The 17,032-nt window shown below is 54.4% G+C and carries 15 protein-coding genes; 6 read left to right on the top strand and 9 right to left on the bottom strand.

Going from position 1 to position 17,032, the window contains the following annotated elements; translation table 11 throughout:
* Positions 1-145 precede the first annotated feature (145 nt).
* A complete protein-coding gene (locus tag BLQ17_RS10400; RefSeq protein WP_092222554.1) occupies positions 146-979 on the bottom strand; it encodes a hypothetical protein in 834 nt (277 codons plus the stop codon).
* 154 nt (positions 980-1,133) lie between these two features.
* Entirely contained in the window at positions 1,134-2,333 is a 1,200-nt protein-coding gene (locus BLQ17_RS10395) for a hypothetical protein (protein WP_092222553.1), read from the bottom strand.
* A 169-nt stretch (positions 2,334-2,502) separates the two neighbouring features.
* On the opposite strand from BLQ17_RS10395, the gene BLQ17_RS10390 reads away from it, so the two are divergent.
* Positions 2,503-3,624 carry a glycosyltransferase family 4 protein gene (locus tag BLQ17_RS10390; RefSeq protein ID WP_092222552.1) on the top strand — a complete coding sequence of 374 codons (1,122 nt, stop codon included), beginning with the start codon at positions 2,503-2,505 and terminating at the stop codon, positions 3,622-3,624.
* Here BLQ17_RS10390 and BLQ17_RS10385 read toward each other — a convergent pair.
* Positions 3,602-4,786 (bottom strand): ExeA family protein, encoded by a 1,185-nt coding sequence (locus tag BLQ17_RS10385; protein ID WP_176761175.1) that lies wholly within the window; start codon positions 4,784-4,786, stop codon positions 3,602-3,604. The genes BLQ17_RS10390 and BLQ17_RS10385 overlap by 23 nt on opposite strands.
* A gap of 279 nt (positions 4,787-5,065) precedes the next feature.
* On the opposite strand from BLQ17_RS10385, the gene BLQ17_RS10380 reads away from it, so the two are divergent.
* The 4 genes from BLQ17_RS10380 to BLQ17_RS10365 all read left to right on the top strand — a co-directional run bounded on the left by BLQ17_RS10380 (position 5,066) and on the right by BLQ17_RS10365 (position 8,344).
* Complete coding sequence (locus tag BLQ17_RS10380) at positions 5,066-5,617, top strand: DUF2062 domain-containing protein (RefSeq protein ID WP_092222548.1); 552 nt, start codon at positions 5,066-5,068, stop codon at positions 5,615-5,617.
* Positions 5,618-5,866: 249 nt separating this feature from the next.
* Positions 5,867-6,448 (top strand): helix-turn-helix domain-containing protein, encoded by a 582-nt coding sequence (locus BLQ17_RS10375; protein WP_218121758.1) that lies wholly within the window; start codon positions 5,867-5,869, stop codon positions 6,446-6,448.
* A 76-nt stretch (positions 6,449-6,524) separates the two neighbouring features.
* The gene (locus tag BLQ17_RS10370; protein ID WP_092222546.1) at positions 6,525-7,823 is read left to right on the top strand and encodes a 3-isopropylmalate dehydratase large subunit; all 1,299 of its coding nucleotides are present in this window, start codon (positions 6,525-6,527) and stop codon (positions 7,821-7,823) included.
* On the top strand, positions 7,820-8,344 hold the full coding sequence (locus tag BLQ17_RS10365) for a 3-isopropylmalate dehydratase small subunit (protein WP_092222543.1): 525 nt from the start codon (positions 7,820-7,822) through the stop codon (positions 8,342-8,344). Before BLQ17_RS10370 ends, BLQ17_RS10365 begins: the two co-directional genes overlap by 4 nt.
* 172 nt (positions 8,345-8,516) lie before the next feature.
* On the opposite strand, the gene speB is transcribed toward BLQ17_RS10365, so the two are convergent.
* From speB to BLQ17_RS10335, 6 genes are all read right to left on the bottom strand, one after another.
* Complete coding sequence (gene speB / locus BLQ17_RS10360; RefSeq protein ID WP_245695094.1) at positions 8,517-9,407, bottom strand: agmatinase; 891 nt, start codon at positions 9,405-9,407, stop codon at positions 8,517-8,519.
* Positions 9,404-10,594: a carboxynorspermidine decarboxylase gene (gene nspC / locus BLQ17_RS10355; protein ID WP_092222540.1), complete on the bottom strand. Its 1,191-nt coding sequence runs from the start codon at positions 10,592-10,594 to the stop codon at positions 9,404-9,406. Before nspC ends, speB begins: the two co-directional genes overlap by 4 nt.
* 1 nt (position 10,595) lies before the next feature.
* A complete protein-coding gene (locus BLQ17_RS10350; RefSeq protein ID WP_092222538.1) occupies positions 10,596-11,813 on the bottom strand; it encodes a saccharopine dehydrogenase family protein in 1,218 nt (405 codons plus the stop codon).
* 42 nt (positions 11,814-11,855) lie between these two features.
* Positions 11,856-13,757: a biosynthetic arginine decarboxylase gene (speA, locus tag BLQ17_RS10345; protein WP_092222536.1), complete on the bottom strand. Its 1,902-nt coding sequence runs from the start codon at positions 13,755-13,757 to the stop codon at positions 11,856-11,858.
* Between the two features lie 190 nt (positions 13,758-13,947).
* Entirely contained in the window at positions 13,948-14,754 is an 807-nt protein-coding gene (locus tag BLQ17_RS10340) for a sulfite exporter TauE/SafE family protein (RefSeq protein WP_245695102.1), read from the bottom strand.
* Between the two features lie 248 nt (positions 14,755-15,002).
* Positions 15,003-16,286, bottom strand: coding sequence for a citrate synthase (locus tag BLQ17_RS10335; protein ID WP_092222533.1), 1,284 nt, complete (start codon positions 16,284-16,286; stop codon positions 15,003-15,005).
* 437 nt (positions 16,287-16,723) lie between these two features.
* Between BLQ17_RS10335 and BLQ17_RS10325 the strand changes: the two genes are divergently transcribed.
* Positions 16,724-17,032, top strand: a 309-nt coding sequence (locus tag BLQ17_RS10325) for a hypothetical protein (RefSeq protein WP_143005483.1), incomplete at its 3' end; no start/stop codon positions are given.

Here is a 17,032-nt window from a genome sequence, read left to right as displayed (position 1 = left end):
TAACCTACAGAATTCGCGGCAACATTTTATACCGGCAACAGGAGGCTTGTGCCCCCTCTGCCCGGCGTGAGAATTTTTCACCAGCACTGTTTTTTCAGTGATTATTACCGGAAGCTTACCCCCGTAAAACAGGTCCGTCCGGCAGCTACCGGGAAAGCCTCTTTTTCAGGTTAACCCGGAACTGGTCGGAAATAAACCGACCCACAGAGGCTCCCCGGCCATATCCGATCAACCGATTTTTTTCCCGCCCCAGCAGCGTCCGCAGATCTTTTGCGGGACAGTCAAGAGAGAGCGAGCCGTCTGTTATCGCCGAACCGAAGCAGCCGCCTCTCGCCTGGTGGCCCGTCAGCGGCAGCGGATCGGAGCCCGACAAGATGTTCTTTCCCGGCTGTTGCGGTCGGGGAAAAATCCTGGGTCTGGGCCAGAACGCCGGCCGGTTGCCGTTATCTCCGCCATACAGTAGCGGACGGTCCAGGGAAAGGGTTTCGGCCACGATACGTCCCCTTTTACCCCACCATTTACCCACTCCCCACGGCACCACCGCCACGCCCCCCCGGTCAATCACGGTCTGGGTCAGTTCTGCAAGCGGCAGGAGGTGATCGTCCACCCGGAAAAGGGATGCAAGGGAGAGTACCTCCAGCCCTTCCCTGCTCAGGATTTGCCTGCCGGCGACAATAACCAGGACCTGTTCCCCCCGCCGGGCGACAAGACTCTGCTCTTCCCTGGTACGAAAAAACGCAAACTCCCGCCCCGCCTCAGATGAATAATCTGAACCACCCGAGTCAGCCGACGCTATTTTTTTCATCTGCCCGAACACATCGGCCCGTTGCCCCTCGGCCAGGGCGAGGACGTATACGCAGTCACCGGAGAGTTTCAACCGCTCGGCACCACTGCTGAAATTTTTCCAGGCAGATTCAAGAAACAGGTTCAGCGAAAAACTGGAATGGACATGGACATGTCCGTCTATTAATACCGGCATAATAGGACTCGTTTGCTAATTATCATAAAAGTCTCTGTCTACCAGTGTTGCGAGCTATTTGCAATTACTTATCCCGCAACACGTCGCGTCAACGCGGTCTGGCGCAGCAGTGGCCCTCATCCCCAAAAACTTCTCGGTTCACCAGCCGGCTGCGTTATTTGACAACCACCATCCTGTATAAGCGGGCTGCCGCCGTCCGGGCTCCCTGAAGATCAATGCCGGGATCGGCCGCCCCGCCGGCCTGTAAGTTTGCCGACAGCCGACGCATAATTTTGTCCACGCTGAGTTCGGATTCGCCCAGAACACTTCCCCTGTCGCCCACCGCCTGAAGAATTGACCCAACGTGAATCCGCTGCTCTTCATCCTGCATTTCCCGAAGAACGGCGAGAAAGGGGATTCCTGCATAGATTACATCCATAAGACTGTTGTAGCCGCCGTAAACCAACGCGGTTTTCGACTGCAGCAAAGCAGGGACATAGCGTGCCGAAGGGGGCTCAACCCGGCAGTTTTCAATATCCTGGAAAAGAGCAGAAACCTGCGGGCCCACTCTTCCTTCCTCCAAGCCGCCGACGAAAAGCCGCCACACCCCCACAGACGTCCCCAACCCTTTCAGGGCTTCGGCAAGATTGCGCAGGAAACCGATACTTTTTTCACCAATCCAGGGAACGGACACAGTCCCGGCATATTTCTCTCCGGTACCGCTCACCCCCCTGCTACCGGGAAACTGTTCTGCAAGACGGGAAACATAGCCGCACTCAACGGGGGCGACCCCATACTGTCTTTCCAGCTGCACCAGATGGTCCCGGCCCAGCACGCCGCTGTCCCCGTACCACAACAGAGTGTCATAATATTTCCTGAACAGCTCGGCGGAAAGTGCAGATCTGGCCTGGCGCACCGCCCCGACCACCCCGCGAACCCCGAGCACCCACTTCACCGACTCCGGCCCATATTTGCGCCAGGAGTCCTCGATTGCCGGAACAAGCTCGCGATGCTTGCCTTGGGGTGTGTGGTCCACGAGAACCACCCTCGGTCGGTAGATTTCGACATAATGGGCGATGGTCCGCGAGCGAATGACGCCCAGCTGGTGGTCACCGAAATTGGAATACCCGGGAATGCCCCGCGATTTTCCATCCACCACCTCAGTCCTGTAGGACGGCAGTTTGAGCCAGTCCAGACCGGAGGTGCCGATCAGCTCCTGGGAAAAACTGCAACCGGAAACAAACAGCACCCTCAGCGCTGGATAGAGACTGCGCAGGGCCATCCCGATCGCTATCGACCTGCTGGCGTGTCCGAGCCCTCTTCCGTCATGGGCGTAAATCAATATATCCAACCGTGTTGCACCGCCGTTGCTCACCCCTCCCCCTTTTCAGAAAGCACACCTTAACATACTGAAAACACATAAATCTAACACCTTCCTCCCGGAAGACAGAACAAAGAGCTCCATGAAATATTCGGGCAAGATTATTAGTTTTCCGGTATAGATGCAACCTGTTTTCCAAACCATAATATCTCCGAGGACGCCGATGAAAATCGCCTACTACATGCCGTTTAAACCGCTGGGACACCCCGTTCCCTCCGGAGACCTGGTGATCGGAACCGAACTGCATGACAACCTGAAAAGCCGCGGCCACCACGTCTTGCTCGTCAGCCGGATCCGCTGCCGCTGGATCTACTACAGACCGCTTGCCATGCTCAAGCTGATCCGGGAAAAAAGACGCATAACCAGCCGTTCAACCTCGCCATCCTTTGATATCTGGCTCAGCTACCACAGCTATTACAAGTGCCCCGACCTCCTCGGGCTCGCCTGCAGCAGAAAGCTCGACATCCCGTACGTCATCTTTCAGGGCATCTATTCGACCAAGAGACGGAAAAAACTGGCAACCCTGCCGGGCTACCTGCTCAACCGGAGGGTCCTCCTCGGCGCCGACCATATATTCACCAACAAGCACCGGGACTACCGCAACCTGGCAAGACTGCTCCCTAAAGAAAGGCTCACCTACATCGCGCCCGGCATCCGGCCCCAACAGTTCGAGTTCTCAAAAGAGTGGCACCGCACATCACGCCAGCAGTGGAAAACCGGCGACGAAACAATCATCATGACCGCCGCCATGATGCGGCCAGGGGTCAAGACAGAAGGGCTTGAAACCGTGATCAGGTCAGCCTCGCTGTTGGCAAAGAGAGGTCACAACCTGAAACTGATCGTCGTCGGAGACGGCCAGTCAAGACCGTCCCTTGAACGTCTTGCCAACAGCCTCTTGGGTGAAAGATGCATCTTCTGCGGTAAAATAGAGCGCAACCGACTGTACCGTTACTATAGCGGAGCCGACTTCTTTGCATTTCCAGGGGTGGAGGAATCGCTCGGCATGGTCTACCTCGAAGCCCAGTCGTGCGGTCTCCCCGTGGTCGCATTCAGGGAATGGGGCGGAGGGGAGGCGGTGGTCGACGGCCACACAGGCCTTCTGGCAACGGCGAGCCGGCCGGACACCTTCACCGACAAGATGGAGCAGCTGATCCTGCAGCCGGAGCTGCGCGCCAAACTGGGCGCAAATGGAGCCGTGCACATACGCTCGGCCCACGATATTGACCAAAACTATAAAAAAATCGAGACAACCCTCAGGACCATCACCGGACTTCAAGATCCCTGATGACGATCGTGGTTACCGGACCAGTCGCAGGTTCTTGTAAAACCTGCGACTGGTCACTTACCTGCGCCACGACCTGTTCCGGGCCACCCTCCGCGGAATCAGCCGAAAGACCGGCTGCCTCTTCCGACCCCGCCCCGCCTTCTCCAGGTGTTGGTTCTTCCTGCTGCGCCTTTACCGGCAAAAGTTCAACCGCTGCCATTTCCTCCTTTTTTTTCGTTCCCGGTACAGCATAGAGCAAGGCCAGGACAAACAACAGGAGTGCGGCGGCAGCCACCGTGCGGTATTTTTTCCATGTTCCCCCGGCCGCTGCATCGCTTGCGGTCGACCCGTCTTTTGCTCCTTTTTCTTGGGCTGTATTCCTGTCGCCACTGTCTTTGGCCAGACAGCTGCGCATCAGTTTTTCATCGATCAGCACCTCGCCCTGGACCGTGCATCGCCCTGCGATCAGGGCACAAAGCTCATCTATTTCACTAAAAATGCCGCCGCCCCAGCGGTGGATAAAAACAAGGGCGCCGTCGCTGATCCGGGCCTCGACATCCCACTCCTGTTTAAGCCGGCAACAAAGATACTGCCCGGTTTCCGCCTTGTCCAAGGGGGCAACTGCAATCCTTGCGGCAAACCGCCTCCGCAACGCGCGGTTTTCGGGGAGGTCAATCATCTCTTCCAGTTCGGGACGGCCGACCAGCAGGAGACCGATAATCCTGCCGCCGTCTTTGGTGACATTTGATAACGACCGGAGCAACTCAAACATTGGAGGCCCGGCCGTATGGCCGTCGTCGACAACCAGCAGCACCTTCCTCCCCTGGTCGGCGGCCCGGCGCAGGAAAAGGGTAAAATCGAGCAGAAACTGCACCCGTGAAGTGTATTCCCCGCCAAGGCCGAGCCCCTCGCCGATCTCGTTATAAAGATCTAGAAGTTCACCCTGCAGTCGACTGAGCCGGCAAAACACGATGGTGTCGTCCAGTTTTTCACGCAGCTGCCCCACCAGGAAAGTCTTGCCGACTCCTTCCCCGCCGACCAACAGCTGCAGGCCGTTGGCCGCAGCTATCTCCCGCTCAAGAGTTTCCAGGCACTCTCGCCGCACAGCACCGAGCCACGACGTTTTTTGGGGATGGAAAAAGTGAGAAGAACCTGAATCCGCTGTAGTAGAAAAACTGTCCATAACCATATTGTTGTCTGAAGTTGCCCGAACGAAGCAAAAACGATGGTTTCCGTTGGCAATTTGCTCTATTTGTTGCCGTGTACCACCCCTATTTCGCGCACAAAACAAAATCGGTGACACAATCAATTTAATGTTTGCAGAACCTTTGGTATACTTGTATTAGATTCTGCAAAAAACCGGGAAACGTCGCAAAACACTAATTGTTCACCGAAGAGCTGCGCCTTGTCAAGAAATACGCAACAACCTCCGCCTCCCAAAAAACACAGGCGTAATCTGCTCATGCGCACCCGCCCTGTCTTGCGGTGGGTACTCAAACTCCGCAGCTCCCCGAGGGCCATTGCAGGCGGCCTTGGGGTCGGGATGTTTGTCGCGTTCACCCCCACTGTGGGCATCCAGCTCATCCTGGTGGTTATCCTTGCCACAATGCTCAACGTAAACAGGGCCGCCTCTCTTATACCGGTATGGATCACCAACCCGATCACCATCGCCCCGATCTATACGTTCAACTACTGGCTCGGCCTCAAGTTTCTCAGCGGCCCCCCGCTTTCCGAGGTATCCGGTCTCTTTATCGATATTGGCCGCACCATGGCACGACTGGAGTTCTGGAACATAAAGGAACAGTTCATGGCGGTGGTGCAGATGAGCCGTGAGATACTGCTGCCCCTGCTGCTGGGCTCCATTGTGCTCGGCACCATCCTGGGCCTTTTGGTCTACCTGGTAAGCCTCAAGCTTCTCTCGATTTTCTTTACCAGGCGTGCCCAGAAGCATCTGCTCAACCACAGGCGCACAAGAACCAGCACCCGCCACCAGAAAAAAAACCACCGGGAGTAGCACCGGCAAACACCACTTCCAACGCCCGCTGAGCCGTTTCTCCACAGAACACTCATTATCCCGAAATTCCCTGACGTTGCAACACCAAAACCGCAACGCATATAAAATATTCTCCTCAAAAGAGGTATCAGGAAGGAAGCTGAGCGATCCTGCAGCGCAAAAATCAGGTGGAATTTTTTCCATGCGAAAAAAAACAGTTGACAAAACCCCGCCTGTGTTTTTTATGCATACTTCAGGAGATGAAGTAATATGAAAGGGAAAATGCGCTACAAATTCGGTCACAAGCTCCGCGAAGTACGGGAGCGTAAAGGCTACACGCTTAAAGATGTCGCCACCAGAGCCGAGGTGAGCGAAAGCCTGGTGTCCCAGATAGAACGAAATAAAGTTTCGCCATCCATTGACACCTTGCTACTCATTGCCGATATTCTCGACGTTGACTACGAGTATCTTTTCAACGACTACCGGCAGAAGAGAAAAGTCTCTATCGTGCGGAAACTCAAGCGAGGAACCATCCGCCGCGACAAAGTCGCCTTTCACCAGCTTTCGGTAAATGACGGCGCGGTCAGGGATTCGGCAATCGAAGTATTCCTGCTGGAGATCGACCCCGGCGGAGAAAAAGGCGACCGGCAGTACGGGCATGCCGGCATGGAGTTCGGCATTATCCTCGAAGGATCTGCCGAGCTGCTGTACGGGCATGAACAATATTTTCTTGCTGCCGGAGACTCCGTCTATTTTCCTTCGGACATGCCGCATCTTCTGAAGAACACAGGCTCCACACTATTACAGGCTATCTGGGTCATCAGTCCCCCCAGAAATCTTTTTCGTCACTGACCCTGAACCTTACACGGCAAAACATTTGACCACTGATAACACCAAGCTCCATTCACCAAGAAATCAGGAGGATACTATGGGAAAAAATATTGCGGAAAAAATATTCGCATCCCACCGCGTGGACAACCCGTTTGGCGATATCCACGTAATACGGCTCGACGCAGTTTTCTGTCATGAAATAACCACCCCGGTGGCAATCAACGATCTGGTTGAACGGGGTCTCGACCGGGTTTTCGATCCTGCAAAAATCAAGGCGGTAATCGACCACGTCACCCCGGCCAAGGACTCCAAAACGGCGACCCAGGGGAAGATCCTCAGGGACTGGGCCAATCGCCACGGGATAAAAGATTTTTTTGACATCGGGCGAAACGGAGTATGTCATGCCATTTTCCCGGAAAAAGGCTTTGTACGTCCAGGCTACACCGTCATCATGGGAGACTCCCATACCTGCACCCACGGCGCCTTCGGCGCGTTCGCCGCAGGAGTGGGAACGACCGACCTTGAAGTCGGCATCTTAAAAGGCGTCTGCGCCTTCCATTACCCGGAATCGATCAAAATCGAGATCAGAGGATCGCTGCCCGAAGGGGTCTTTGCCAAAGACACCATTCTGACCATTATCGGCAAGCTCGGGGTAAACGGCGCGACCAACAAAGTCATAGAGTTCTGTGGCGAGGTGGTTGACAACATGTCCATGGAAGAGCGCATGACGCTTTGCAACATGGCCATTGAAGCCGGAGGAACCTGTGGCATCTGTGCCCCGGACATGACAACTGTTGAATACCTGTGGCCGTTTATCAGTGACGAATTCAGCTCCCGCGAAGACGCCCTGAAGGCATATCAGCAATATTGCGCGGACCCGGATGCAACCTACGCCGAAACCATAACGATCAACGGCGACGAACTTGTCCCGGTGGCAACCTTCGGTTTCAAGCCCGACCAGATCAAGCCGGTGAGCGAGATGTCCGACACCAGGGTAGACCAGGTCTATATCGGCTCCTGCACCAATGGACGAATCGAAGACCTCAGGGTTGCGGCATCCGTTCTCAAGGGCAAGAAAATCAAAGACTGGGTCCGCGGCATCGTCTCCCCGGCGTCCCCGGCAATCTACAACAACGCCCTTGACGAAGGTATCATCAAGATTTTCATGGACGCAGGCTTCTGTGTGACAAATCCGACATGCGGCGCCTGTCTTGGGATGAGCAACGGAGTTCTTGCCGAAGGAGAGGTGTGCGCCTCGACCACCAACCGGAACTTCAACGGCCGCATGGGCAAAGGCGGAACCGTCCACCTCATGAGCCCGGCTTCCGCTGCGGCCACCGCCATTACCGGTTACATCACCAACTCAGATATTTACCAGCAAGGGGGCAACTCATGAAATCTTTCAACGGCAAAGTACTTTTTCTTGACCGATCGGATATCAACACCGATGAAATTATCCCCGCCAGGTACCTCACCGAGATCACCAAGGAGGCCCTGAAGTCTTATCTGCTCGACGATCTCTCCCTTGAAGGTTTCAACCCGCGGGAGGATGTACCGAAACACACGGTAATCGTGACCCGGGCAAACTTCGGCTGCGGCTCCTCCAGGGAACATGCGCCATGGGCGCTGGAGGTCAACGATTTCAATATCGTCATCGCCGAGAACTTCGCCAGGATCTTCAAGCAGAACATGTTCAACTGCGGGATGATGGCGGTACAGCTGGAACCCGCCGTTATCGACCAACTGTTTGCAAAATTTGCGGGCAAGCAGACCAGCCTCACCACTGATCTGGAAAAAAACGTTTTCCACTTTAGCGCAGACGGGGAACAGGAGAGTGTCCCCTTTACCATCTCCGGGTTTGACAGGGCCCTTGTCGAAGCGGGCGGATGGGTAGGCTATGCCGACAGCAACTATTGACGGCACCCACCCCGGTTTTTCGCGAAAAACCGGGGGCCGGGCCAGCCTTACCGGAATTTTTCCCGGGTAAGATGTTGGCCCGGCAACTAAATCCCAAAGTATAACGGCCAACCCGCACCAGTGCGGGTTGGCCGTTATACTTTTTTCAGCTACCTCTTTTTCCGGCCGTATTTCAGCCGAAATAGTGACCGCGGTTCAACTCGCTTTTCACCAGACAGGCCATCATGTTGTAGGTAAGCTGGGCAGCGGTGAAGGTCGGGGCGTGCACCCCTGCCATGGGGGCGAGCTCCACCACATCGAACCCGATGCACACTCTCCGGCGCATAATCTCCTCGATCAGTTGCATCGCCTGAAACCAGTTCAGCCCGCCGGGAACCGGAGTTCCGGTCGCCGGAAGAAGTGACGAATCAAAAGCGTCCAGATCAAAGGTTATATAGACCCGTTCGGGAAAATCCTGCGGCAGATCCAGCCGGCCCCCGTCACGCCACAGTGTCTCGCTGTCTTTATAAGCTATTTGGCGGGAAGTTCGATACTCTTTTTCCTCAACAGAGTAGCTGCGGGTTCCCAGTTGATAAATGGCTACGTTTTGTTCGCAAATCCTGCGCATCACGCAGGCATGGCTGAACCGCGACCCCTCATATTGATCCCTGAGATCGGCGTGGGCATCGAACTGTATCACTCCGAAATCGCCGCCGTGCTCCACCAGCGCATCAACAGCGCCGCAGGTAACGGTATGCTCTCCGCCCAAGACCACAGGAACCGCCCCGACCGACAGAGCATGGGCAACCCGCGCTTTTATCCCCTGCAGTACTTCTTCTACGGGGCCACCGCAGTCAACCGGCGCCGCGGTATAGATGCCATGCTCCGAAGGCACCACGCCCAAGGCGAGGGTCTCAAGCTGGGCCGATGCCTCAAGCAGTGCGGCGGGCCCTTTTGCGGTACCCTCTCCATAGGAGACAGAGCGTTCAAGAGGAACCGGAATTACGTGGAAAAATGCCTCTTCCGCGGGAGATCCGGGGACATCTTCTCCGTGAAAATTACAATACCTGTCAGCCATAATCATCCGAGCCTGCTCTTATAGTCGCCATAGCCGAAACTTTTCACGCATACCGGACGCCCTTTTTGCCCGGAAAAAGTGTAGATGCGCGGCAGTTCGACCCCGTTGAAAGTGGTGTTCTTCACGAAGGAATAGAGCGCCATATCGGTAAGCACCAGCCTGCTCCCTGTTTGCAGGGGGGTTGAAAAGGAATAGTCCCCTATTATATCGCCGGCAAGACACGAGATTCCGCCGAGACGATAATTATAAGGATACTCACCGCTGTCACCGCTGCCCACGGCATGGGGCCTGTAGGGCATGCCGAGGACGTCGGGCAGATGTGTTTCCGCCGATGAATCGACGACAGCGATTTCAATGCCGTTGTCAATAAGATCGAGCACCGAGGTGACAAAGACGCCGGCGTTGAGCACCACCGCCTCGCCCGGCTCCAGGAAAACCTTGATCTGGCCGTGCCGCTTGCGAAAGTCGGTAATTGTCCGGCACAGCAGATCGACATCGTAGTCGCTCCTGGTTATATGGTGGCCACCCCCGAAATTGACCCACTCCATCCTGCTGAGATATTTGCCGAACCGCTCCTCAAAGGCGGCCAGAACCCGGCACAGCACATCGGCGTTCTGCTCGCAAAGAGCGTGAAAATGCAGTCCCGAAACCCGGGAGAGATCGACACCCTCAAGATGGTGGGGCAACAGCCCGAACCTTGAACCGGGAAGACAGGGATTGTAAAGATCGACTTCCACCTCGGCATACCCCGGATTCACACGGAGCCCGACCTTCAGGCCGCTGTTGCGCTGACCACTGCTTACCGCATCCAGGTGAGTGTTGAGCTGGGAGATGGAGTTGAAGATCACATAGTCGGAATAGTGCACCACCCGTTTCATCTGGTCGCCGCTGAAAGCCGGGGCGTAGGTGTGTACCTGACCCCCGAATTCTTCGGCCCCCAGCTGCGCTTCTATCGGCCCGCTGGCGCAGACTCCGGAAAGATATCCGGAGATAAGCGGAAACAGGGCGGGAAGAGCAAAGGCTTTCAGTGCCAGCAATATCTCCGCCCCGGTACGCCGGCTCACTTCATCAAGCAGCTCACAGTTGCGCCGGACAACGTCTTCACTTATCAGGTAACACGGGGTCTCGACCTGGTCGATAATCGCCTGGGGAAAATCTTTTCTGGTCAAGGAATCCACAGCTGCATTGCTCATGTTACTCGGGCAACTGCCCAGTGAAATCGGTAATCTGCCAGGGCAGACCGTTTTTATTCAGTTGCTCCATAAAGGGATCGGGATCAAGCTGTTCAACGTTGAAGACCCCCGCCCCCGACCAGGTGCCGGTAACCATCATCATCGCGCCGATCATCGCCGGCACTCCGGTGGTATAGGAAACGGCCTGGGACTGAACCTCGCCAAACGCTTCGGTGTGGTCGCAGATATTATAGATATATTTGCTTTGCGGCTTGTTGTCTTTGTCTCCCCTGATGACACAGCCGATGACTGTCTTGCCGGTATAGTTGCTGCCCAGCGATCCCGGATCGGGGAGCAGCGCCTTGAGGAAACGGATCGGTACGATCTTGTTGCCCTCAAAGTCCACCTCGTCGATACGTGTCATACCCACGTTTTCCAGCACCTTGAGATGGGTAAGATAGGGCTGGCCGAAAGTCATCCAGAAGCGGATCCTTTTCAACCCTTTGATATGCTTGGCCAGCGACTCCATCTCTTCATGGTAGAGCAGATAACTTTCCCGGGGACCGGCCACCGGGTAGTCGAAACTGAAATGGACGCAGTCGTCTTCAAGAATCGGGGGAGTTTCAACCCATTCTCCATCCTTGTAGTGGCGCACAACCTGGGTTACTTCACGGATGTTGATCTCGGGGTTGAAGTTGGTCGCAAACGGGTGTCCGTGATCCCCGGCGTTACAGTCGAGGATGTCGATGGTTTCGATGGCATCGAAGAGATGCTTCTGGGCATAGGCGCAGAAAATATTGGTAACCCCCGGATCAAAACCGCATCCGAGCAGGGCCATCAATCCCTTTTCCCTGAATTTCTCCTGATACGCCCACTGCCAGCTGTATTCAAAGTGAGCGGTGTCTTCAGGCTCGTAGTTGGCCGTATCGAGGTAATGAACCCCACACTCCAGACAGGCATCCATGATGGTCAGGTCCTGATACGGCAGGGCGACGTTGATCACCAGTTTCGGCTGACATTTTTGTATCAGGTCGACAAGTTCGGGTACATTGTCGGCATCAACCCGGGCGGTAGTCAGGTCAACCCCGCAAAGCTCCTTTACCTCTTTTTTGATCACATCACATTTTGCCAGCGTCCTGCTCGCAATCCAGATATCAGTGAACAGCTCGCTGTGCATGGCACATTTTTTCGCCACAACGTTGCCGACTCCTCCGGCGCCAATAATCAATATCCGTGACATGACATTCTCCTCTTAGGTAATGATCCGAGTAAGCATCCGGTGCTACTCTTTTTCGAAATAGGTATAGCCGCGTAATCCTTCTTCAAACGCTCGAAGAATCGTTTTACGCTCCCGTGGCTTGATATATCCCTTCTTGATGGAATCCTCGGCCAGTGCTTTCAGCCTTGACCTGACGGCTTTCAAGTCATATTCCACATATGAGAGGACGTCCTCTACGGAGTCTCCCTCGATCTCTTTTGAAAAATTATAGGACCCGTCATCGTTGACATGAATCGAAACGACATTGGTGTCACCGAAGAGATTATGCAGATCTCCCAGCGTCTCCTGATAGGCCCCCACCAGAAATACTCCCAGATAATATTCCTCATCCTCTTTCAAGGGATGAAGCAGAATACTTTTCTTGGGCTGAGCGATATCGGGGAACTTGTCTATTTTTCCATCGCAATCGCACGTGATATCAGAGATAATTGCCGGACGGGTCGGCTCCTCGCCGAGCCTGTGAATCGGCATCGTCGGCATGAGCTGGTCTATGGCCCAGACGTCGGGGAGCGACTGAAAGAGACTGAAGTTGCCGTAATAGATATCGTAGACAAGTTTTATTATTTCCTGGGCATCCCGGGGAATATGCGGCATTGTCTTCGATATCTCCCTGATCTTGATAAAGATGTGCTGCACCAGGCTCTCAGCGATGGCCCGCTGGCGAATCGAGATCTGACCGTGCTTGAACAGCTGCCGTGCCTGGGTTCGGTAAAAGAGTGTATCGTTGCAGGTTTCCTGGATATTTTTCTCCGAGACCATGGTGTAGGTCAACATCAGATTTTCCAGCAAATCGTTCTGCGTTTCCGGTATCCTTTTAGGGAGCTCCGACGGCTCGAAAGCGCTCACATCAAGAATATTAAAGAGCAACACCGAGGAGTAGGCCACAATCGCACGGCCGGATTCGGTGATGATGGTCGGGTGGGGGATGTCATGCTTGTCGAGAACGGTACTGATCGACTCGACAATGTCGGAGCAATATTCCACCATGGTGTAATTGCGGCTCGACTGGCTGTTGGTGTTGGAGCCATCGTAGTCAACTGCCAGTCCACCTCCGAGATCCAGGTACCCCATCGGCGCCCCTTCCTTTACAAGTTCTTCGTAGAGCCGACAGGCTTCCATGGCACCTGCGCGAATATCGCTGATATCGGGGATCTGGGAGCCGATATGATAATGGAGCAGCTTGAGCGAATCGAGCATTTCCTCTTCAAGCAGCCGGTCTATAACCTCGACCACATGACTCATGGTAAGCCCGAACACGCTCGATTCCCCGCCGGATTCGGACCATTTGCCCTCGGCCTGGGTTGCGAGCTTGATCCGCAGTCCTATGGAAGGCATGACATCGTGATACTTGGCTCTTTCGATCAAAAGATCGATTTCGCCGGGAACCTCCACCACGAAAAAAATCTGGTAGCCCATCCGCACCGCATAAAGGCCAAGATCTATAAACTCCTCATCCTTGTAGCCGTTGCAGATAATGAAGGCGTCGCGATTGCCCAGCATGGAGATTGCGGCTATCAGCTCCGATTTTGATCCCGCTTCCAGGCCGTGATTGAACTCCGCGCCGAACTCAGCCACAGCCTCGACCACATGTTCCTGCTGATTCACCTTGACAGGGAAAACGCCCTTATATTCGCCTTTATAGTCGTATTGCGTGATAACGCTGCGAAATGTTTCATTGAGCAATCTTATCTGGGAACCAAGGATATTTTCAATCCGCAGAAGAACAGGCATAGAATGGCCCCGCGCCTCCACCTCCTTGATAACTTCCAGAAGACTAATCGATGGACCTGCCTCGCTTCCCTTGGGCGACACCACCACGTCGCCCTTGGCGTCAATAGAGAAGTATTCGGCGCCCCACTTGTCGATGTTGTACAGATCAGCAGCTTTTTCCAGTGTCCAGTTCATCACCCGTTACGCTCAACAAAAAAATCAGTAATATCATGTAAAAAAGAAAGGTGCCCTATTTAAGAAAAACATCTTACAATGTCAACAGAATAGTGCAGTAAAGCGACACAAATAGAACACTATACTACTTTTTTCCCATAACCGTCCGCAAAGTGCAAGTCCCAGGTTTTCAAACAGGCCTTCAAAAGGGTCAAGACAGACACGCCCTGCCGAGGGAGACAACCCCTATGGCAACCAGGGTTGCAAGAGAAACGCGTCGATAAAAGGACGAACCGTATCTCTTAAACAGGCTGTATCCCAGCTTGTCGCCCACCACCATCGCGGGAAAAGAGAGGACAAACAGCCACAACGCCTGGAATCCCACCAATCCCTGTCCCCCGTAAATGCACAGGGCAAGCGCCGATGACAAGGTCCAGAACGCAATCATGAGGCTGCGGGACCGATTCGGGTCAGCCTCCGTGGCCATAACATAGACAATGACCGGTGGGCCGGGAATGGCGAAAGCGCCGTTCATGACGCCGGAAAACAGCCCGGCGACACCCCTGACAAAGCTGCCCGTCTTGCTCTTCCCTCCGGCTGTTTTGGCTTTACCAGGTTTTACCAGACCGAGCAGGATCGAGGCCAAAATAACCGACAAACCTATCCAGAGCTGAAAATCCTGCGGCGTAAACGCTACCAGCAGCAAGCTCCCCAGGTAGGTACCGACAAGGGAGAAGAAGAGCAGCCATGCGAGGGTGCTGCGGGGAACATAGCGCCAGTAGACAAAAAGGGTGACGACCCCTATCCCCAGACTCAGAGCGGCGGTAAGAACGACCGTCTGGACCGGCGTGAGAACCAGCGCCAGAACCGGAACGGCGGCAAGAGCAAATCCGAACCCGGTAAACGCGCGGAGCAGTCCCGCAAAGATAATGCCCGCCCAGATGATCAGCAGCTGCTCAACACCTATCCCGGGGATCAAAGAAAAAATCCAGTCGCCCAATTGCCCTGCCCTCTCCACCAAACTTACTCTCTGCCGCCTTTCGGCGTTCCCACTCTACCTGAAAAACCACCAGAAATATCAGCCCCAGGCTTCACCTGGCGCCATATCCGGCAAATGATACCTCCTGGTCACCAGACAGGCTTCGTTACGAAAAAAGGACCGCCCTCACCAGGGCGGCCCTTCTGGACTTCACGCAGCCGAAAAACGAACCACTCTCACGGCTCGATTTTCACCGGTTACACGGCTGCCGCTGTCATATCCACCGTTTAACGCGCATGTATGGGCACATAATCATATTCGGTATTGCCCACATAGACCTGGCGCGGCCGGCTCAGCTTCCATTTGGGATCGTCCATGCTTTCCTTCCACTGGGCAATCCACCCCGGCAGACGGCCGATGGCAAACATCACCGTAAACATATTGGTTGGAATGCCGATGGCCCGCAACACGATACCGCTGTAAAAGTCGATATTGGGATAGAGGTTGTGATCGACAAAATAAGAATCGTTGAGCGCGACCTCTTCAAGCTCTCTCGCTATATCGAGCAGGGGATCGGTTATCTGCAGCGCCTCAAGAAGCTCATCGCACATCTTCTTCATGATCTTGGCCCGCGGATCGTAAGTCTTGTAGATCCGGTGTCCGAATCCCATCAGCCTGAACGGATCGTTTTTGTCCTTGGCCCTGTCGATCGCATTCTTGAAATTCCCGCCTTCCTTCTGGATCGTTTCGAGCATTTCAATGACCGCCTGATTGGCACCTCCGTGCAGCGGTCCCCATAAAGCGGCTATGCCTGACGAGATGGCGGCATACAGATTCACCCGGGCACTGCCGACCATGCGCACCGACGAAGTGGAACAATTCTGCTCATGATCGGCGTGGAGAATCCAGAACACCCGCAGCGCATTGACCGCCTCCCTCTTTATTTCATACGGCGTCACCGGGGTGTCAAACATCATATTGAGGAAATTCTCGCAATAGGTGAGATCGGGCCGGGGGAAAACCAGCTCATGCCCCCTGGAGATCTTGTAAGACATCGCCGCCATGGTGCGGACCTTCGCCAGCAGCCTCGTCATTGTTATATTGATTTCCTCTTCGTGGGTATCGTTGAGCGACGGATAAAAGCTCCTCAGCGCATTTACCATCGACGACAGGATTCCCATGGGATGCGAGGCCCGGGGGAAATTCTGGAAAAACACCTTTAAATCGGTATGAACAAGGCTGTTGTCGTTGAGCATCACCGAGAATCTGGTCAGCTCATCCCTGTTCGGCAACCTTCCGTTGATAAGAAGGTATGCGGTCTCCTTAAAAGTCGACTTTTCAGCCAGTTGCTCCACCGGGATTCCGCGATAGCGGAGGATACCCTTCTCTCCGTCCATGAACGTTATGGCACTCTGACAGCTGCCGGTATTGGCATACCCGACATCAAGAGTGATAAGCCCGGTCTCGGCCCGTAATCTGGAAATATCAACAGCCTTCTCTCCTTCTGACCCTGTGATCAGGGGAAGCGAGAATTCCTTTCCCTTGTAGTTTAACGTCACAAATTCTTCCAAGATACCTTCCTCCTTCCTACTATAACCGCGAAGCTGACTTCGGAGTTGGTTCGATTTGAAGTTATTTTTTCATAAGACCACGATTCTGAGAAAGTTATTTGTATTTGTCAACAAAAGAATCGAAATCACTGATTGGACACCCCATATTTAACAGGCGCCCCCTCCAGGAAAAAGACACCCCCCGCCGCACCCCATATCGCGCAACACAGAACAGCCCCTGACCGGACCATAGCTGAGCTCCCTATTGCAGCAGCCTGATTAAAACAACAAAAGCTGTTGTGTTTTAACCGCTCTTGTAGCAAGAACATTCTGTATCGCATTGATATAGCAAACATTTATTTACCATTTCCTTACCACGCTTATCATTTTTGTTTGTTAGGGTACAGGTGTACCTAGCAAATACCTGCACTATTAAGTGTGTTGACAAGGAGGGCGCCATGAAAACTTTTCGCAGCTATCCGGCGGTAATTCTTACGGCCATACTCGCATATCTGATTCCTGGAGCGGGTACGGGATCAGCAGGCGTCATTCATTCCAACGAGTTCTACACCATAAGGTCCTGTAGCGAGTGTCCGCCGGATGTTGACAGGCTCTGCGCGATCGCATCCCAGGATGCGGGGGACCAGAGAGAATGCCACGAGCATGATCTGGCAGCAAAAGACGCCTGCGAGGCGCTTTGCGGAGACATCGGCGGTGGCGGTGGCGGCGGTCTCAGCCAGGAACAGCTTGATGCACTTGAAGCGGTA

The organism is Desulforhopalus singaporensis, from assembly GCF_900104445.1.
Taxonomy (GTDB): Bacteria; Desulfobacterota; Desulfobulbia; order Desulfobulbales; family Desulfocapsaceae; genus Desulforhopalus_A; species Desulforhopalus_A singaporensis.
Note: the sequence above shows the minus strand (reverse complement) of the source record. Positions and strands in the feature narration are given on the sequence as shown.